This window comes from Rhodococcus sp. OS5, assembly GCF_056837585.1.
In genome coordinates, this window is the sequence record NZ_CM166368.1 from 1,183,482 (window position 1) to 1,202,552 (window position 19,071).

Genomic DNA, 19,071 nt, shown 5'->3' on the forward strand with positions numbered 1-19,071 from the left:
TTTCAGTGTGCTGCGACGTTCATCCATGATTGTCTGGGTCCCCTCATGGTGAAAATCTCTTCCGATATTTGGTGGATTGTTTCTAATACTTTACGTCTAATTATTTAGTGCTAATAAGGTTTCTCCAATGTGAATAGCAATCATCACTAACAAATGAACATTCTACGGTGAAAGTGTGGTTTGTCTATGTGACTTTTCGTGCAACGTGCGATATATCGGAATATTTTCTGCTCGACGACTGTCGTGGCTTTTCAAACTTCTCGACTATTTGGATTGTCGGTTTAAACGCTTTGCATTCGATGCTCGAAATTTCATTGAGAAAAATATCGAGGTTGGACGAAAAATTTCTAGAACCTGTTCCCGGATGGACGAAATGTGAGTACAGTGACTCACGTCACCAGAGCTTCGGGTCCTGTTCAATGCGAGCTCTCACCAGGGCATTCCCTTTTAGGGAAAGCTGTAGCCCTGCGAGCAGGGCCATAAATGCGAAGTTGGCGATAGCCCCGAAGATAGCAGGTCGGTTGGTGATAAGAGATGGTCAGAACAGATCGGGTTGGAGCGTTAAGGACTCCGCGCTCTCGCCTATGAATTGAACGCCTGGGGTCTATCAATTCAACCGAAGGAAGAACTCGTGAAGTTGACTGCCAAGAATTCCGTCAGAGGTGTCCTGCTCGGTACCGCAGCCGGTGCGATGGTGCTCGCCGGAACCGGTATTGCATCCGCTGCCACCGTCGGCGCTGCTGGCTCCGCCGTAACTCTTTCCGCATCCTCTGCGTATCAGGTATGTGGCAATTTCTACGTCGGCCCGGACGCCCACGTGGCGGGCGTGCCTTCTGGTGCCAAAGCGGTAGTGGGCGCCCAGGTCACTGGCAAGCTATACAGCTCATCCTCCAGCACGACTCCGATCACGACCTTCACCGCCACAACGAATGCCGCGGGTGGATGGTGCATGCAGGGTGACTCGGCGATGGCTAGCACCGTGACGAGCGGTGGTGAGGTCAGGATGTCCACCGACACTCCGACCGTGTTGGACGGCACAACAACTCGCACAGGGCAGTGGTCGGGCGGCGGGGCGGACGCCGTCATCGATGCAGGGGAGTTCCTCCTCCATGGCAATGCGTTCATCTTTTCGGATAGGGCCTCGAAGGTGAACTTCTACTACCAGTAAGTCGATCGGCTGCAAGGTTGATCGTAAGAACCTGGACGGGTTGGAGTGCGGGTCTCCGTGCTCCAACCCGTTCGCCGTATGACGCCGTGTTGCGAGTTCGGGTGTGTGTTTCGGCAATTGTGACAATGGGCGCGGGTGTCGCCAGGGAGATGGCGAATGCTGCTTCGGCTGTGACGAATGCAGGCCTGTCTCTGCGGCTTTGTCTCGCAGCCTGCTCGATGTAATTCGGTCGTCCGGCACGGATTGGACGGCATCGGTATCGTCTCGAAGTCATGGCTTATGGGCAATCGCCGTAAGGTTGGCTCGCAATCAATTCTTGTGCCACTGAATAGTGTTCGTGAAGCCGTGATCGGGAAGTTGGCTGCGCGACCTGAATCCGTGATTCGGGTGGCTTTCTGATCCTGCAAGCGGTTCCATCTCGCTTTCGGTGCAAAATTTCTAGTCCTAAAGATTTAATGAACCGAACTATAGTACTAGGACTTTAGTGCTAACTAAATGAATTCCATCTATGGCAAGAAAAATTCCTAGAACGAGTTCCTAATTTGCAAATTTTGGGTACAGTTGTCGGCACCACGAGGAGTTGCGGGCTTCCCCAAAACCTCGCTTGGCAACCACTGTTGTGCCGGATAAACCGACCTGGCCCCGCGCCACAGTCAGAGCAATTACCTACTGGAAACGGAGTAACAAATGTTAGGTCAGTTCATGGCCCTCCTGCGGGCATTTATCCCGTCCTTTGCAACATCGTTAGGCGACGGGCTTGATGGATTGAACGCCATCTCGCTCGACATGTCCGCGAGTGGAGGAGAGGGCTGATGGGATCCGTGCAGCAAGGTACCGCGTCGCTGGGGCAGACCGTAGAACAGATGCTTCCGATGTTATTTACATATCTGATGGATATCCCGCTCCAACTGTCATTCGGTTACCCCCGGTGACCCTGTTCAATCTGAGGAGAAACTAGATGTCGCTCAACGCAATGAGCACGGACCTGGCTGAACTTGCAACCATGACGTTCTACGCCCTTAGGTTTCCGCTTCAACAATTCCTTGTCGGACTCTCGTAAAGAAGGGTGAACTCATGTCGTCTGATTTCTGGACCGGAAGTGTCAAGAACACGCTAGCGTTTTACGGGCTGACGTTGGTCGGGTTGTGGACCGCATCAATGGAAGGCGGCGGGTGGGCAAGCCTCGATCGATGAGCGCGAAATAGAATATTCGACGTGAGCTGATCGGCAGCTCCGACGATATCTGAGATAGCCGAATGCAGACCCTGTCGTAAAGGTTCCTGGCAGGGTCTGCATCACGTGCGAGGCAGCTTCAAAACATGATCGTCCGCCCCTCCCGGTGCTGGCGCCGCGAGAGGTTTACGAGGCCAAGGCAGCACGGTGGCGCAGGGAATGGCCTGCGCTGACCGTGGAGCCTTGGCCGGAGACCCTGACCTAGACTTCGATCGGCGGATGCAGCCTGTCCATGGTCCATTGCCGATTTCGGCGTGCAGCAAGTGAACTGGCCCCGAGTGAGGCGACGAGAAGGCCGCCGAGGACGGCGATCGAGACCCACAGCCTCGAGTCGATGCCGCCGACGGTGAGTTGTCGAAGCCCGTTCACCGCGTAGGTCATGGGGTCGAACGGGTGGATGATCTGGAACGGTTTCGCGGTGGTTTCCACGGGATAGATGCCGCCGGCCGAAACCAGTTGCAGCATCAGGAACGCCAGGGTGATCACGCGTCCGACGGAGACTCCGAAGATGGCGTTGAACGCCTGGATCAACGCCATATACGTGGCAGTGATGAGCATCAGGAATCCGACGGTGCCGAGGGCGTGCGTGGGGTGCAGGCCAACGGCGAAGTGCACGACCAGGTACATCACGATCACCTGGCAGATGCCGATGAGCAAGGCCGGCCAGTACGAGGCGAGGACCACTCGCAGCGCGCCGAGTCCGTTTGCGATAGGCCGGTTCTGGAGCGGCTTGAGCAGCATCCAGGTGATGATGCCGCCCACGAACAGTGCGAGGGGCAGGAAGAACGGAGCAAAACCGGTACCGAAGGTGCTTGCCCGGTTCTCGTAGGTCTCCTGCAGCTCGACCGGACTGGAGAGGGTTTGAGCGGTTGCTGTTCGCTGCTGATCGGTCCAACTGGGAACCTGGCCGGCGCCCTCGGTGAGTTTGGTTGCGAGTTCGGCAGACCCGGCACGGAGTTGCTCGGTTCCGTCGGCGAGTTTGGCTGCACCGTCGGAGAGTTGGACGCTGCCGTCGGTGAGTTGAACCAGTCCACTGCTGAGGGTTTGAGCGCCGTCGTTGACTTGCTGACCGCCGTCACGCAGCTGTACCAGGCCGTTGCGGAGTTCACCGCCGCCGTTGGCCGCGGCGCTGAGCCCGGCGCGGAAGGTGCTCGAGGGATCGTCGAGTTGGTAAGCGAGTTGTTGTGCGCCGCTCTTGAGTTCGCCCAGTTGACCCATGGTCGCTTCGCCGAAGCCCTGAGTGCGCAGCATGTCCTGGGCAGGCGCGAGGGCGTTGGCGATCTGTTGGCTGACGGGATCCGGGTTCAGTCGAAGGCTGGCCACTGCCTGACCGACCAGCTGTGCGACGTCTGCTTGTGTGTTCCCGAGTACGCTCAGCTGGTCGACGACCTGGGTGACGCCACCACTGAGTTGGCTTGCGCCGTCGCCCAGTTGGACGGCCCCGAGATCGAGCTGCCCCAAACCGTCGGTCAGTGCGAGGACACCGTCCGTGGCGGTATTGATACCGGTCGAGAGTTGCGCTGTACCGCCGGCAAGAGTGGCTGCGCCGTCACGTGCGGTAACCATGTTGTCGGCCAGCGTTTTCGAGCCCGACGCCAATTCGCCGGCTCCGGCGTTGGCAGTGTTCACTCCGGCCGAGAGCTGGAGTGCTCCGTCGGCGGCCTGCTTCAAACCTGCACCCGCGTCGGTCAATCCGACCAGGACCGTCTCGACGGACTGCGCGCCGATCTTGTCGCTGACTTGACTGAGGACCTGCTGGGCGGCGTTTTGGCCGATGATGGTGCCGAGGTAGTTGTTGACGTCGTTGAAGGTGAACTGCAACTGAGCTTTGTGGGGGTCCTTGGTCGTCGGGGAGGCCACGGCCTCGCTGAAATTCTCAGGCAAGGTGAGAGAGAAGTAGTACGTGCCGTCCGAGACTCCCTGAGCGGCTTCCTGCTGTGAGACCAGGTGGAGATCGAGCTCACCGGAATCGAGCAGCGCTTGGCTTACCTCGTCGCCCGCGTTGAGTTCCTGACCCTGCACCATCGCACCGCGGTCTGTGTTGACCAGCGCGACGGGGACCTTGTTGACCTCACCGAACGGATTCCAGAAGGCCCACAGGTACATCGCGCCGTACAGCAGTGGCATCAAGATGATGGTGACGAGTGCGATCCTGGGCATCGCGCCGCGGGAGAACCGCTTGAGTTCGGTTCCGAGAGACATTCCAGCGAGCATCGCGGTTACCTCGCCCCTTCTTGGTCGGGATTGGTGACTTCTTGGAGCAGGGTGACGGCATCGATGGGTGATCCGTCGGGCAGCGGGTTGACGGTCGACGCGATGATGGTCTGGTAGCTCCCCATCTCGACCAGTCGCTCGACGAGATATGCGCGCTCGGAGTCACGCCGCACCTGTTCGAGATCGTCGACGACCAGCAAGGCCGGCTTCTTCGTGTTCGCGACGGCGATACGCAGCAGGGTCGCCTCGAGTTCCCCGAGATCGCTGACGTATCGGCCGAGCGCAGGCAACGGATGATCGCCGAAGACGGGAGCGCACACCGCTTCGAGTTCGCGGTCTCCGGCGCGTCCGACGAGTTTGTACCAGGGAGCATCCCAGCGAATTTGTTCGGTGATCAGATCGCGGACGGTGACGGACTCGGCAAGCTCGTCGATGTCCTCGAACCCGGCGATCCCGGCGATCTCGAAGATCTCTCGGGGACGCGTTCGACCGAAGACGGACAGTGATCCGGAACTGGCTTTCATTCGCCCGCTGAGTGTCAGAAGTAAGGACGTACGTCCTGAACCGGCCGAGCCTTCGAGGATGGTCACACCGCCCGCACGAATCTCGAGATTGACGGGTCCGAACACCGGCCCCCATGGGCCGTCGAGCGCCAAGTCCGTGGCGGTCAATGCCAGGTCAGGGGCGTAATCGGGTTGTGCGTGCTCTGGTGCGACCACGATGATCACCTGTCTGTTGATCTACTCGGCCTTCGAAAGAACCGAGTGCTGGTTCAGTGGACGTTCGTGCTCACCCAATCACATCGGTAGCGGGCGAGCTGTCCCATGAATGGGATGTGTCGGACACGTCCGGCAACTTGGAGACCGAACGGTATGTATTCTGTTGGAAACGGAACGGGGGAGTCGAGGTGCCGGTTCGTAGACGCGGGATGTGCGCGGTGCTGGTCATGGCCACCCTGTCGGTTGTCTCCTGTGCCGGTGAGCGCGAGTCGCCCCCGTTCGTGTCGAGCGAAAGGCTTTTCGAGTTCACCGGTCGCAATGTCGGACCCTTGACGGTGCCGCCCTTGCCCTCCGATCGGCACGAGTCCGAAGCAGCGCCATACGGAGCCATCACCCTGTCCGGTGGGTGGAGCGGCGCAGCCAATGTCTCGCTGCCTGGATCCGTCACGTGTTTCGAGCACAACTGGGCGGATTCGCTGCCCGCCGGTCACCGTCAGTGGGCCTACGAGGTGCACACGAGTTCCTTCTACGAGTACGACGGCGGCGGCGAATATCCGGGACGTGATTTCCAGTTGCAGGTCTACGTGAACGAGAAACCCGAACCAGGTCAGCACGGGTCCGCGATCATGAAGTTCTCGGATCAGAGCGGACAGTTCGTGTCCTTCGGCGGTGGCGACGACAAGTCCGTCGAAATAGTCAGTTCTCCGGACCGCAGGCGCGTGGCGCTTTCCCTGGCGGGTACGGCGGCACGACCGGGCGAGCAACCGACGACGTCGGTACTGTCCGCGCAGATCAGTTGTCCGACCGTCGAGCGCAGATGACCTCGGATTCCATGGACTGCTGAGCATGAAAATGCCGGCCCCGAAACGTTCTCGGGACCGGCACTTTTCATGAATCAGGAACGAATCAGAATGCTGCTTCGTCGATCTCCATGATGTCGTTCTCGGTGTTCGCGACGATCTCGCGTGAAGCGGTGAGCTCGGGCAGGACGTTCTTGGCGAAGAAGGACGCGATGGCGACCTTGCCCTCGTAGAAGCCCTTGTCCTTGTCGGAAGCGCCGTTGTCGAGTGCTGCGAGAGCGATCTCGGACTGGCGGAGCAGCTGCCAGCCGATGAGCAGGTCGCCGACGGACATCAGGAAGCGGACGGAGCCGAGGCCGACCTTGTACAGCTCGGTGGGCTGCTCCTGAGCTCCCATGAGGAAGCCGGTGAGCGTGGCGGCCATGGCCTGGACGTCTTCGAGTGCGGTGGCGAGCAGTGCGCGCTCCGCCTTCAGACGACCGTTGCCGGCTTCGCTGTCGATGAAGGTCTTGATCTGTCCGGCAACGTGAGCGAGCGCGACGCCGCGGTCACGAGCGATCTTGCGGAAGAAGAAGTCCTGAGCCTGGATGGCCGTCGTGCCTTCGTACAGCGAGTCGATCTTGGAGTCGCGGATGTACTGCTCGATCGGGTAGTCCTGCAGGAAGCCGGATCCACCGAGGGTCTGCAGGCTGTCCGTCAGGTACTGGTACGCACGCTCGGAGCCGACGCCCTTGACGATCGGGAGCAGCAGGTCGTTGACGCGGAACGCGGTGTCCTTGTCTGCGCCCGAGACGAGCTGGGCGACAACCTCGTCCTGGTGAGCTGCGGTGTAGAGGTACACCGCGCGCAGGCCTTCGGCGTATGCCTTCTGCATTGCCAGGCTACGACGCACGTCGGGGTGGTGCGTGATGGTCACGCGCGGTGCTGCCTTGTTGGTCATCTGGGTCAGGTCTGCGCCCTGCACGCGCTGCTTGGCGTAATCGAGAGCGTTGAGGTAACCGGTGGAGAGGGTGGCGATTGCCTTGGTGCCGACCATCATTCGAGCGTGCTCGATGACGTCGAACATCTGGGCGATGCCGTTGTGGACCTCGCCGACCAGCCAGCCCTGTGCGGGGATGCCGTGGCCGCCGAAGGTGACCTCACACGTGGCGGAGACCTTCAGGCCCATCTTGTGCTCGACGTTGGTGACGAAGACACCGTTACGCTCGCCGAACTCTTCGGTCTCGAAGTTGAAGTGCGTCTTCGGGACGAAGAACAGGCTCAGGCCCTTGGTGCCCGGTCCGGCGCCTTCGGGGCGAGCGAGAACGAGGTGGAAGATGTTCTCGAACAGGTCGTCCGAGTCGGCCGAGGTGATGAAGCGCTTGACGCCCTCGATGTGCCAGGAGCCGTCGTCCTGCTTGATCGCCTTGGTGCGTCCGGCACCGACGTCGGAGCCGGCGTCGGGCTCGGTGAGGACCATCGTGGCGCCCCATCCGCGTTCGACGATGGTGGCTGCCCACTTCTTCTGCTCTTCGGTGCCGTTGTTGAACAGCACGTCCGCGAAGGCGGGTCCGGCCTGGTACATGTGCGCTGCAGGCTGTGCGCCCAGGATCAGCTCACCGATGGCCCACACGACGGAGCGGGGAACCGGCACGCCGCCGACCTCTTCGCTCAATCCCATGCGGTACCACTCGGCATCCCACAGAGCTTTGAACGACTTCTTGAAGGATTCCGGAAGTGCAACGGTGTGCGTCTCGGGATCGAAGACAGGGGGATTGCGGTCCGCATCGGCGAAAGATTCGCCAAGCGGTCCCTCGGCCAGGCGTGCGACCTCTGCCAGCATGTTGCGGACAGTGTCGGCATCCAGGTCGCCCCAAGCGCCTTCGCTCAGTGGCTTCTCCAGTCCGAGAACCTCGAAGAGGTTGAACTCCAGGTCCCGAACGTTGCTCTTGTAATGGCCCATGTCTTCTGCTTCTCCCAGTGAGGTGGTGCGGTCCAGCACTCCTAGTACCGCCCGAAGTTTATTACTCGTCGGTAACTTAATACATGTTACTAGCCGTTCTTTGCATTGCCAACACCGGATTTGCGTCCGATGACAAGCGCGTCGACCGCGATTCCCGTTTCGGTGTGCCTGTGGGGATTTCCGGCGATCTCGAACTCGAGCTTTCCGCGGAACTCCTGCATCAATTCTTCTGGTGTGTAAAGGATTTCGGGATCTTGCGGCCCGCCGACGCCGTAGTCGATGTTGCTTCGGTCGTGACCCAAAATCATGAGGATTCCGTCAGGTTTCAGAGAATTTATGGCACGGTTCACAACCAGGGTGCGTTGTGGTGCGGGCAGATGAAGGTAAAGAAGCAGGGCCAAGTCGTATCCCTGCCCGTTCCTCGAGGCGTAATCCGCGACGGTGACGTCGCCGCGTCGGTAGTCGAGCCGGTCGAGAACCGATCGGGGCGAGCGGGCCGCGATCGTGCGGGCTTTCTCGATCGCGACGGCCGAGTAGTCGATCCCGGTGACCTCCCAACCGCGGGTCGCGAGCCACAACGCGTTACGGCCCTCGCCGCACGCCAGGTCCAGTGCCTGGCCGTGGGGGAGGGCCGTCGCGTATTCCACCAGCAGTTCGTTGGGAGGAGCGCCCCAGACGAGCTCGGTTTCTTCGTACTTCTTGTCCCAGGCCGCCGCATCCATAGATGACGACGGTAGTGCCACTCAGTGGTTACGCACTCCGTCCATCGGGTTCTTGCGTAGAGCGGCGCGCGTCGGGATCGCGATGGAGACAAATCCCAGAACAGCGGTCACCGCGACGATGGAACCGTAGATCGCCGGTGAAATCGCCGGGATCGGCTGCCCGGACACCGCTACGGCAATGCCCATCAGAGGCGGCAGGGCGATCAGTGATCCGACCACGACGGCGATTCCCACCACCATCAACGACTCGATGCGCATCATTGCTCGGACCTGCCTCGTCCGCGAGCCCACCAGTTGAAGGAGCGCGAACTCGCGGGAACGCTCGGCAGTGGCGGCGACCAGGGTGTTCACGACTGCGACTGCGAGATAGCCGAGCAGGACCAGGACGGCGAGGATGCTGACCCACGACTGCATGCGACGCTGATCTTCGCCTGCGGCCCCGAACTGGTCCTGGTTCATCGCGGCGATCGAGGGGAACGAGCGCAACGACTGCTGGACTTCGGCCGACCGTCCGGGTTCGGCAGCAACCAGAACGGTGTCGATCAGAGCGTCGGTGGAGTGCTGACGCAAAGTCTCGATCGGCATGGTCACGTCCCCGAATCCGAGGCCGCGACCATATTTTGCGACGACCATGGGATGTACCAGTGTTCCGTCACCCAGATAGAGGTCGACGCGCTGGCCTATCTTGGCTCCGAGGGTGAAGGCGCCGTCTTCGCTCACGGCAACGGTATCGCCGGTCAGAGCGCTGAGGTCGCCCTCGGTCACCGCGAGATCGAGGGTCGCGTCGGCGCTGGCGGCGTCGATGCCCTGGGCCGCGATCGCGCTGTCGGCTGAGCCGCCTTCCTCACCGCTGGGTACCGGGAGGACTTGACTGCGGACCACCGGGTTTGCCGCACTCACTCCGGGCACCGATGCGATCGACTCGAGGAGCGAGGGAGCGATACCGGCTGGTGCGCCGACGATCAGGACGGCGGTGACGCCCTTGATCGACTGGTTGGTCGCCTCGGCGGCGACGGTGCTCTGGCTGAAGAACTGCACCGAGCCCAGTGCGATTGCGAGAGCCAACGGAACAACCGCCGACGAGAGCCGTCTCGAATTGGATTCGGCGTTGGCGGCAGCGAGAACTTTGGACGCCGTCCCACTGCGGCGCAGCGGACCGCCGATCACCTTGATGATGCCGCGCACCAACAAGGGGCCGAGCAGCGCGACCGAGAAGATCAACAACAGTGCGCTCGAACCGGCTCCAGCGGCCGCCACGCTGCCGGGCAGGAAAGCAGGGAGGACGCAGGCGCTGAGGCCGGCGGCGCCGAAGATCAGCCCGGTGACGATACGTCCGCGGCTCAGTTTCGCCGGGCCGCTTTCGGATTCGCGAAGCGCTTCGACGGGGTCGAGCTTCGCCGGTCGTCGTGCCGCGATCGCCGCTGCCGCGCGGGCAGTGAGTACGCAGATCAGGAAAGCTGCGATCGCCGGAAGCGGGCTGTAGGCCAGCGCGAAATCGGTGGGCATGACCCCGGCGTCGGCGAACTGTGCGCCCAGCACTCGGGCGAGCAGGTATCCGGGCACCGCGCCGAGAGTTGCCGCCGCAGCAGCAACGAGCAGCACTTCACGTCCGATCATGACGTGCACTTGCCGCGTGGTGGCTCCGATTGCCCGCAACAGAGCGAACTCTCGGCGCCTGGCGTTGATCGAGAGCGACAGCGTGCTGGAAACGACGAACATACTGACCATCAACGCGAGACCGGCAAACGACGCGCAGAGCACGATCAACTGCGTCCGCGCAGCACCGGCGTCGAGGAATTCGATGCCTCCGCGTGCGGTGCCGGTCGAGACCTCCGCACCGGTTCCGGCGAGTGCATCGCGGGCGAGAGCGGCAGCATCCACGCCTTCGGGAGCGATCAATCCGACTGCGGTGACCGAGTTCTGGTGCGGCCACAACCGTTCGGCCTCTGCGTCGTCGAGGAAGACGAGTGCCGGACGGTCGGGTGACGGCGCCGAAGCCGAATCAGCTGTGCCGACGACGGTGTACTCGTCGGCTATCGCGCCGTGAGCCAGCGTGATTCGCTCGCCGAGCGCGGCGCCCGTGGTCGAGACCACCTCGTCGCGGCTCTGCGGAGCGCGCCCCTCGGTGAGCGAGTACGGCGCCAATTGTGCTGTGTTCCAAGGATGTGCATCGAGTACGACGCCCTCGGCGGTGCTGACGGGGACGGAGATGTCGGGAACCACGGTGACATCGAGTGCGTCGAGCTTGCGGACCGTATCGCCGGCGAGGAGAACTCGCTCGGCAAAGGGCTGATCGGCGTCTTCCTTGACCTCGAGCGCCTGTGGCGCACTCACGATGGCGTCGGCACCGGCGTAGAGATGTGGTGAGACACCGCCTCGCACTCCCGATTCCAGCAGCACACCCAGACCGCAGGTGAGGAGCGCTGCACAGAATACGGAGACGAACACGGCGACGAAACCGGAGCGATGCGCTTTCAGGTGCGCAAAGGTGTGCGCTTTCATCATCACCAGTCCCCGAGGTGCGTCATGCGCTCGGCGATCTGCTGCGGGGTCGGGCGGTCGATGTGCCCGACAAGTTTCCCGTCGGCGAGGAACAGCACACGATCGGCGTACGACGCGGCCACCGGGTCGTGCGTGACCATGACGATGGTCTGGTCGAACTCGGCGGCTGTCCGGCGCAACAACTCCAGAACCTGCTTGGCGCTACGGGAGTCGAGGGCGCCGGTCGGTTCGTCGGCAAAGAGTGCGTCGGGGTGAGTGACGAGGGCGCGCGCGATGGCGACGCGTTGCTGCTGACCGCCGGACAGTTCGGAGGGTTTGCGCTTTCGGTGTGATCCGAGTCCGACGGATTCGAGGACGAAGGTCAGGTACTGCTTGTCGGCTCGTCGCCCGGCGAGGAGTAGGGGGAGCGTGACGTTCTGCTCGACGTCGAGAGCGCCGAGCAGGTTGTAGGCCTGGAAGACGAAACCGATGTGATCGCGACGGAAGATGCTGCGGGCCTTCGGCTTCAGCTGTGAAATCTCGGTATCGCCCAGCCACACCGATCCGCTGCTCGGTCGGTCGAGGCCCGCGGCGCAGTGCAGGAAAGTGCTCTTACCCGATCCGGACGGGCCCATCACGGCGGTGAAGGTGCTGCGCGGCAGAGTGAGGCTGATGTTGTCGAGGGCGGTCACGGCGCCGCGGCCGTTGCCGTAGACCTTGCTGACCCCTTCGAGTCGCACGGCAGATGTTCGAGCTCCCGTGGCACCAGGAGCCGGCGGGGCGAGGACCGAGTGTCGATTCTTCATGGGAAGAACGCTATGGAGATTCGCCATTCGTCGACATCCAGCAGAGTCCCGAATCAATGGTGTAGCCAGCTGTAGTGGATCGTGCGGTGTGGTGCGGCATGCTGGGGCAGTGAAGAAGAGAACCAGGGCTGCGGTGTACGTGCTCGTCGAGGGCGCGGCAGCTGTGGTTTCCCTGTTCTTGCTGATGGTCGGTCTCATTCTGTTGTCGCTCTCGATTCTGATCGTCGGCTGGTTGCTGTTGCCGTCGTACGTGCGAGTGCTCCGGTGGTGGGCCGGCCTGGCTCGCAAACGCACCGCTGCGTACACCGGACGCCCTGTTCTGCAGCGATACCCACCGATGCCCAGCAATCCGACATTCGGGGACTGGAGCCGGTTCCTCACCGATCAGTCGACGAGGCGCGACGCGGCCTGGTTGTCGATTCATGGTCTGGGTGCTTTCGTCGCGGCGATGCTGACCATTGCTCTGCCACTCGGTGCGCTCAATGCGATTGCCGTCCCGCTGTACTGGCAGCAGATGCCCGCGGGCGAACCCGTCAACAACCCGTACCCCGTGACGTCGTGGCTGGGCGCTGCCGGAATGCCGTTGATCGGCATCCTGTACTTCCTGATCGCGTGGTGGTTGATCCCCGCGATGGCGAAATGGATCAGCTGGTCGACCACGACTTTGCTTGCGCCGGATACGCGTTCGGACCTCTCGAAGCGCGTCACCGCCCTGACGGCCAGCCGCGCTGCGGCGCTCGACGCGCATTCGGCCGAACTCAAGCGCATCGAGCGGGATCTGCACGACGGAGCGCAGAACCGTCTGGTCGCGGTGGTGATGATGTTGGGGATGGCCGAGCGGTCGTTGCAGATCAACCCGGACCAGGCTCTGCCACAACTGCATCGGGCCCAGGATGCGGCCACCGAGGCGTTGAGCGAACTCCGGACGTTGGTGCACGACATCTACCCGCCGATCCTCGACGAGTTGGGTCTGGAGGGCGCGATCTCGGCGCTCGCCGGGCGCTCCGCCGTGCCCTGCGTACTCGAGATCGACGAGCTCCGCCGTGCCCCGGCTGCCGTCGAGGCTGCTGCGTACTTCGTCGTCGCCGAGGCCTTGACCAACGTCGCAAAACACAGCGGAGCCCGCAGGGTCACCGTCACGGCACGGACGGAGACGTCGGACGACTCGTCGGGTGAGACGATGCTCATCGACGTGATCGACGACGGTCACGGCGGCGCGAACGAACGCCCGGGCGGCGGCGTGGCGGGTATTCGACGCCGGGTCGAGGCTTTCGAAGGAACCGCAGTATTGGAGAGCCCGGAGGGTGGACCGACAACGATGAGGGTGGAACTACCGTGCGGATTCTGATCGCCGAGGACGACGCTCTCCTGCGAGAGGGGCTGGCCCTGCTGCTCCGTGGAGAGGGCTTCGAGGTGTCTGCCGTCTCCGACGCCGCACAGTTCCTCACGGTGTTCGAGGAGACAACCCCCGACGCCGCGGTGCTCGACGTCCGGATGCCTCCTACTTTCACCAACGAGGGACTTCGAGCGGCGATCGAGGTGCGCAAGCTTCGCCCGGGCTTTCCCGTCCTGGTCCTTTCCGCTTACGTCGAGGATCGCTACGCCGGTGAATTGTTGGCAGGAGGCGCCGGCGGGGTCGGGTACCTGCTCAAGGAACGGGTCGGCAAGGTAGCCGAGTTCGTCGACGCATTGAACCGGGTCGTCGACGGCGGAACCGTGATGGATCCCGAGGTCGTATCCCAACTGATGAGCCGTCGACGCGCCGACGATCCGATCAGATCGCTGACGCCACGCGAGTCCGAGGTTCTCGGACTGATGGCGGAGGGGCTGGGAAATCAGGAAATCGCCAGGAAACTGGTCGTCAGCGACACTGCTGTGAGCAAGCACATAGGAAATATCTTCGCAAAACTCGGCCTGTCGGCTTCCGAAAGCGGGCATCGTCGTGTTTTGGCAGTTCTAGCTTATTTACGCGCCTGATCGTGGATCTGGACTACATACCTGACCGAAGCGTAATGTGAGCCAGCCTCATGTTGTTGCCGTGATCGAACGGTGACCTGAGAGGCAGGGGCTTATGTCCTGTACGTAACGTGTGATGTCGAATGCGCGTCATCACCAGAAACCAACGAGGAGATCGATCAATGGGTAAGCCGATTGCCAGTGTGGCCGGAGGTCGGCAGTCCGTCCTTCTCGGGCTCGGCGTTCACCGCCCGGAGCGAGTCGTGACCAACGACGAGATCTGCGAGCTGATCGATTCCACCGACGAGTGGATCCAGACGCGATCGGGTATCAAGTCGCGCCGGTTCTCCGGCGAAGGTGAAGGCATCCTCGCGATGTCGATCAGCGCGGCCCGTAAAGCACTGGACGTCAGCGGCATTGCACCCGAGCAGATCGGTGCCGTGATCATCGCGACGTCGACGTGGGACCTGCAGACTCCCCAGGCTGCGTCCATCGTCGCCCACGAGCTCGGCATCAAGGGTCCGGCTGCATTCGACGTCGCGGCAGGCTGCGCCGGTTTCTGTACCGCTCTTGCAGTGGCCAGCGATCTCGTTCGCGGTGGCACGGTTGATCACGTACTCGTCGTCGGCGTCGAGTTGATGAGCGAGGCCACCGAGCCCACCGATCGCAGCGTTCGCTTCATCTTCGGTGACGGCGCAGGCGCAGTTGTCGTCGGCCCGAGCGACACCGTCGGAATCGGCCCGGTCGAGTGGGGTTCGGACGGCAGCCAGTCCGACGCCATCGTTCAGGAGCCCAGCTGGCTCGACTACACCAAGAACCCGACCGGGCCTCGGCCGTGGATCAAGATGGCCGGCACCGCGGTGTTCCGCTGGGCTGCCTTCGAGATGGGCAAGGTCGCCACTCGCACCCTGGAGAAGTCGGGGCTGGGTATCGAGGACATCGACGCTTTTGTGCCGCACCAGGCAAACCAGCGCATCAACGAGGTCATCGCTCGCAGCATGAAGCTGCCCGAGGGCTTCCCCGTCTCCAACGACATCGCCGAGACGGGCAACACGTCCGCGGCCTCGATCCCGCTCGCCATGGAGCAGATGCTGCGCGACGGCCAGTGCAAGCCGGGCGACAAGGCATTGCTTCTCGCCTTCGGTGCGGGCCTGTCCTTCGCCGGTCAGGTTGTCGTCATGCCGCCGTTGGCTGGAGCAGAATCCGCCTGATTGTTCCTTTCGCAAGGGCGCCTCGAACCCACGGTTCGGGGCGCCCTTCCGTTTCCGTCCGGATCGTCGAACGTCTGCGATGTGGCACTCTGGCGAGATGGTCGAGAACGTGGGGGAGTCCGAACGCAAGTCCGAACGTTCAGCTGAGACGGGCGGCAGCTTGGCAAAGATGGGTGGGCAAGTGGCGCTCGCCAGCACGGTCAGTCGGATCACCGGCTTCGTCCGCACCCTTGCCCTTGCCGCGGTCCTGGGCATTGCCCTCGTCAGTGATGCGTACAACGCGGCCAACAGCTTCCCGAACATGGTCTATCAGCTCCTCCTCGGCGGGATTCTCGCCAGCGTCCTGCTTCCGTATCTGACGCGGCAACGGAGCCGTGGGCGGACGCTCGAACGAGAGCAGACGCAGCGCGTTCTCACCGTCGGAGCGCTGGCTCTTGCGCTCGTGACGGTAGTGGCCGTGGTGTGCGCGCCGCCTCTGGTCTCGGCCGTGATCGATGATCCGGCTCAACGAGAGCTCACGACGCTCTTCGCGTACTTGCTTCTTCCGGAGATCTTCTTCTACGGCGTCACGGCAATGATGACGGCTGTGCTCAGCGTTCGATCGGTGTTCGGCGCGCCGGCCTGGGCACCGGTGATCAACAACGTCGTCCTTCTGGTGACGGTCGCTGTCTTCCTGTGTATCCCGGGGCCGGTGGCTCTGACTCCCGAGTCGATGACCACCGCGCAGGTTCTGGTGATCGGTATCGGCACTCTGCTCGGGATCGTGGCGCAAACCGCCGTCGTTGCTCGAGCGCTGCACCGCAACGGGTTTCGGTGGCGCCTTCGCGTGCGCGTCGTACCGCACACCTGGCGACCGGTGCGCGTCGGGGCGCCGTTGCTCGGCTGGGTACTTGTGTACGTCGTTGCCGGCCAGATCGGTGTGTGGGTGACGATGAAGGTCACTCTCTCCCGTCACGTCTACTCGATGTACACGCACGCGGATCTGCTGTTTCAAGTGGCGTACGGCATTCTCGGTGTGTCGTTGTTGACGGTGCTGATGCCGCGGATCGCCAGGTCGGTTGCTGCGGGTGACGACGTCGGCGTCGTATCCGATCTCGGCCGGGGAGCCCGGTATTCTGTGGTGGCGCTGATTCCGGTCACTGTGGCGCTCATGGTGTTCGGTCCCTCGTTGACCACCTTGATCTTCTTTGGCCGGGTCGACGGCAGCAGTGCCCGGTTGATCGGGACGGCCGTTGCGGTCAGTGCATTCGGGCTGGTGCCCTTTGCGATGGTCATGCTTCAGCTGCGAGTGTTCTACGCCGACAACAACACCCGAACTCCCGCGGTGATCGCCCTGGTGATGGTGGTCGCCAAGACTGTGCTCGTCCTTCTTGTGTCACTGTCGGCTAGTGACGAAAGGCTGGTCCTGGCCGTCTGTGCTGCCGGCTCGTTCTCCTACGTGTGTGGAGCGGTACTCGGCCACATCCTTCTTCGAAAGCGATACGGGCTGTTGGGATTCCGTCGCGTGCAGGCCACCGTCGGAAGGATTTCGGCGGCGGCAATTCTGGCAGGTGGTTGTGCGTTCGCTTTGGTGGTGGCGGTTCAGAACCGAGTTCCCGAGCCCAGGCTTGCTGCTGTTATTTCATTGTCGGCGGGTGCGGCCGTCGGTGCCGTCGTCCTGTTGGGTGCATGCAAGGTCGTCGGTGTTCCCGAGATTCGCCGGGCGCGAACCCTACTGCTGTCCTGAGGACAAGAGCGGTACCAGCAGTTCGTCCGGAGTGAGGGCGCCGTGCTGTCCACGGAGTCCGGACAGTCCCGATTCGACAGATCGACGTACGACGGCCACGTCCCCGGACGCAATGGCGATGACATCACCGATCCGGCCGTGATACTCGGAATGCACTGCAGGCCCGAACAATCCTGCGACTATGCCCTCGGACCTCGTCCCGATCCACATGCGGTCACCCAGTTCGGCGCGCCAGCGGTCCGCAACATCTTGTGCAGCGCCTTCTCGGGTGTGGATGTGACGACATCTAGGTTCACCGGCAAGAGCGAGTACATCTTTGGACAGAATCGGAGTGTTGTCGAAGTCGATCTTGTTCTCGTCCGACACGTCGACCATTCCGTGGTCTGCCGTCACCAGCAATCTCACGTCCGGGCCGAGAGCCGCGGCGAGTTGCTCGACCAGTCGATCGACCAGCATCAGTTGGAAGATCCACGGCTCGGACTCGGGTCCGTAGACGTGGCCGAGTGCATCGATCTCGCTGATGTAGCAGTACGTGAACGTGCGGTCGGCAGATTTCGACGCCGCCACGGTGCGAGCGAGGAGGTCTCCGTATGCCTGGATTCCGGCGAACTGGGCACCGCGCATCCCGGCACGGGTGAGGCCGCTGCCGTCGAACTTCGACGGTACGACGGTTGTAACGGTGATGCCGGCTGCGGCGGCGCGATCGAACGTCGTTGCCTGCGGCTGCAGGGTCTCCGGGACGATGGAGTCGGTCTGAGATTCCTTCTTGCCCGCGCTGTGCCAACCCAGCCAGTTGAACACCGAATCGGCTTCTTCGACGTAGGACTGGTAGCCGGTGATGCCGTGCGCTCCCGAAGGCAGACCGGTCCCCAGTGAGACGATGCTGGTGGCCGTCGTCGTGGGGAAGCCTGCCCGGATGGGCGTTCCGATCAGTGAATTCAGGAATGGTGCATGTTCGGCGTTGCGGGCGAGCAAATTCGCGCCCATCCCGTCTACCAGCAGAATTACGGTCTTCTTGCTGGGCTGTAGATCGAGACGGTTCGCTTCGCCGCTCACTCCGAGAGAAGCGAGTACCGACGGCGCAAGCGTCGACAGAGTCGGCTGCGAGTACACATCGAGGAGAGGGGCGGGGGCGGGCATCCCATGAGATTAGGCGTTGGACGCAGAAAACTGCATACCTTCTGGGCGAGTGTTCAAATCTGTGCGGTCAAATCCGGACTTTCCAGATGATCAGCGCGCAGAGACCGCGGACCGGTGCGGCCTCCGCGCGGAGAGTCATTCCATGATCGTGGAGATCTGGAACTTGGCACCTAGTGGATCGGCCACCGACGCGAGACGACCGAAGGGCGTGTCCTCGGGATCGCGCAAGACGCTGCCGCCGAATTCGACGACCTTGGCGACGGCCGCATCGGTGTCGTCCGCCCCGAAGTACACCTGCCAGAACGACGGCGCCTCTGCCGGGAGGAACGAGCTGGCATCCATCAAACCGGCGACGACGGTGTCGCCCTGCTTGGCCTGTGAGTACCGGAACTCGTCGCTGTCACCGATCGACTCGTAAGTCCAGCCGAACACGTCGGTGTAGAACGGCAGGACCGCGGCGTAGTTCTTGGACAAGGTCTCGTGCCAGACCGGCGCTCCGGCCTCGCCGACCAAACCGAAGCCGTGGTGCTGATCTGCCTGCCAGATGCCGACGACGGCACCGGCCGGATCGCCCACGATCGCCATGCTGCCCTGAGGACCGACCTGCATCGACGGCATCATGATCGTTCCGCCCGAGGCTTGGGCCTTGGACGCCGACGCTGCCGCATCAGTCGAGGAGATGTAGGTGGTCCACACGTTGCCGTAGGGGTTTCCCTCCTGCTGGGGTCCGAGCCCGGCGATGGGCTGCCCGTCTTTGCTGAAGATCGCGTAGCCGCCGTACTGCGGGTCGTCGTTTGTGTCAGCCTGCCAGCCGAACACGTTGGTGTAGAAGGATTTGGCAACCTCGGTGTCGGAGCTGGTGAGGTCGATCCAACAGGGTGTTCCGTCGAGCGCTGTGCGTGCGGGCATCTGAAAACTCTCCTTAACCGAAACGGATACACAAGCAGGGGACG

The 19,071-nt window shown here is 62.4% G+C and carries 14 protein-coding genes; 6 read left to right on the forward strand and 8 right to left on the reverse strand.

The annotated features are described in order from the left end of the window. Nucleotides 1–631: 631 nt before the first annotated feature. Nucleotides 632–1,168 (forward strand): hypothetical protein, encoded by a 537-nt coding sequence (locus ACVZUB_RS05435; RefSeq protein WP_054781872.1) that lies wholly within the window; start codon nucleotides 632–634, stop codon nucleotides 1,166–1,168. 1,434 nt (nucleotides 1,169–2,602) lie between these two features. Here the strand turns inward: ACVZUB_RS05435 and ACVZUB_RS05440 are convergent. Continuing rightward, entirely contained in the window at nucleotides 2,603–4,615 is a 2,013-nt protein-coding gene (locus tag ACVZUB_RS05440) for a YhgE/Pip domain-containing protein (protein ID WP_058039138.1), read from the reverse strand. A 5-nt stretch (nucleotides 4,616–4,620) separates the two neighbouring features. Continuing rightward, complete coding sequence (locus ACVZUB_RS05445; protein ID WP_054826521.1) at nucleotides 4,621–5,343, reverse strand: ATP-binding cassette domain-containing protein; 723 nt, start codon at nucleotides 5,341–5,343, stop codon at nucleotides 4,621–4,623. Nucleotides 5,344–5,522: 179 nt separating this feature from the next. Here ACVZUB_RS05445 and ACVZUB_RS05450 point away from each other — a divergent pair, with 179 nt between their 5' ends. Further along, entirely contained in the window at nucleotides 5,523–6,155 is a 633-nt protein-coding gene (locus ACVZUB_RS05450; RefSeq protein ID WP_230091090.1) for a hypothetical protein, read from the forward strand. An 85-nt stretch (nucleotides 6,156–6,240) separates the two neighbouring features. Here the strand turns inward: ACVZUB_RS05450 and ACVZUB_RS05455 are convergent, their stop codons facing one another. From ACVZUB_RS05455 to ACVZUB_RS05470, 4 genes are all read right to left on the reverse strand, one after another. Beyond that, on the reverse strand, nucleotides 6,241–8,076 hold the full coding sequence (locus tag ACVZUB_RS05455) for an acyl-CoA dehydrogenase (RefSeq protein ID WP_003945933.1): 1,836 nt from the start codon (nucleotides 8,074–8,076) through the stop codon (nucleotides 6,241–6,243). 89 nt (nucleotides 8,077–8,165) lie between these two features. Continuing rightward, nucleotides 8,166–8,798: a class I SAM-dependent methyltransferase gene (locus tag ACVZUB_RS05460; RefSeq protein ID WP_482628211.1), complete on the reverse strand. Its 633-nt coding sequence runs from the start codon at nucleotides 8,796–8,798 to the stop codon at nucleotides 8,166–8,168. Between the two features lie 21 nt (nucleotides 8,799–8,819). Continuing rightward, nucleotides 8,820–11,303: an FtsX-like permease family protein gene (locus tag ACVZUB_RS05465; protein ID WP_482628212.1), complete on the reverse strand. Its 2,484-nt coding sequence runs from the start codon at nucleotides 11,301–11,303 to the stop codon at nucleotides 8,820–8,822. Then, nucleotides 11,303–12,085 carry an ABC transporter ATP-binding protein gene (locus tag ACVZUB_RS05470; protein ID WP_054826162.1) on the reverse strand — a complete coding sequence of 261 codons (783 nt, stop codon included), beginning with the start codon at nucleotides 12,083–12,085 and terminating at the stop codon, nucleotides 11,303–11,305. The genes ACVZUB_RS05465 and ACVZUB_RS05470 overlap by 1 nt, the downstream gene beginning before the upstream one ends. 109 nt (nucleotides 12,086–12,194) lie before the next feature. Between ACVZUB_RS05470 and ACVZUB_RS05475 the strand changes: the two genes are divergently transcribed. The 4 genes from ACVZUB_RS05475 to murJ all read left to right on the forward strand — a co-directional run bounded on the left by ACVZUB_RS05475 (nucleotide 12,195) and on the right by murJ (nucleotide 16,978). Next, the gene (locus tag ACVZUB_RS05475) at nucleotides 12,195–13,433 is read left to right on the forward strand and encodes a sensor histidine kinase (RefSeq protein ID WP_242430781.1); all 1,239 of its coding nucleotides are present in this window, start codon (nucleotides 12,195–12,197) and stop codon (nucleotides 13,431–13,433) included. Then, complete coding sequence (locus ACVZUB_RS05480; protein ID WP_083058382.1) at nucleotides 13,421–14,062, forward strand: response regulator transcription factor; 642 nt, start codon at nucleotides 13,421–13,423, stop codon at nucleotides 14,060–14,062. Before ACVZUB_RS05475 ends, ACVZUB_RS05480 begins: the two co-directional genes overlap by 13 nt. Nucleotides 14,063–14,223: 161 nt before the next feature. Then, nucleotides 14,224–15,252, forward strand: coding sequence for a beta-ketoacyl-ACP synthase III (locus tag ACVZUB_RS05485; RefSeq protein WP_003945837.1), 1,029 nt, complete (start codon nucleotides 14,224–14,226; stop codon nucleotides 15,250–15,252). A gap of 97 nt (nucleotides 15,253–15,349) precedes the next feature. Further along, nucleotides 15,350–16,978, forward strand: a complete 1,629-nt coding sequence (gene murJ / locus ACVZUB_RS05490; protein WP_482628213.1) for a murein biosynthesis integral membrane protein MurJ — start codon at nucleotides 15,350–15,352, stop codon at nucleotides 16,976–16,978. Here the strand turns inward: murJ and ACVZUB_RS05495 are convergent. Next, complete coding sequence (locus ACVZUB_RS05495) at nucleotides 16,964–18,118, reverse strand: alkaline phosphatase family protein (RefSeq protein ID WP_042452555.1); 1,155 nt, start codon at nucleotides 18,116–18,118, stop codon at nucleotides 16,964–16,966. The genes murJ and ACVZUB_RS05495 overlap by 15 nt on opposite strands. Nucleotides 18,119–18,253: 135 nt before the next feature. Then, the gene (locus tag ACVZUB_RS05500) at nucleotides 18,254–19,027 is read right to left on the reverse strand and encodes a VOC family protein (RefSeq protein WP_058227329.1); all 774 of its coding nucleotides are present in this window, start codon (nucleotides 19,025–19,027) and stop codon (nucleotides 18,254–18,256) included. Nucleotides 19,028–19,071 lie beyond the last annotated feature (44 nt).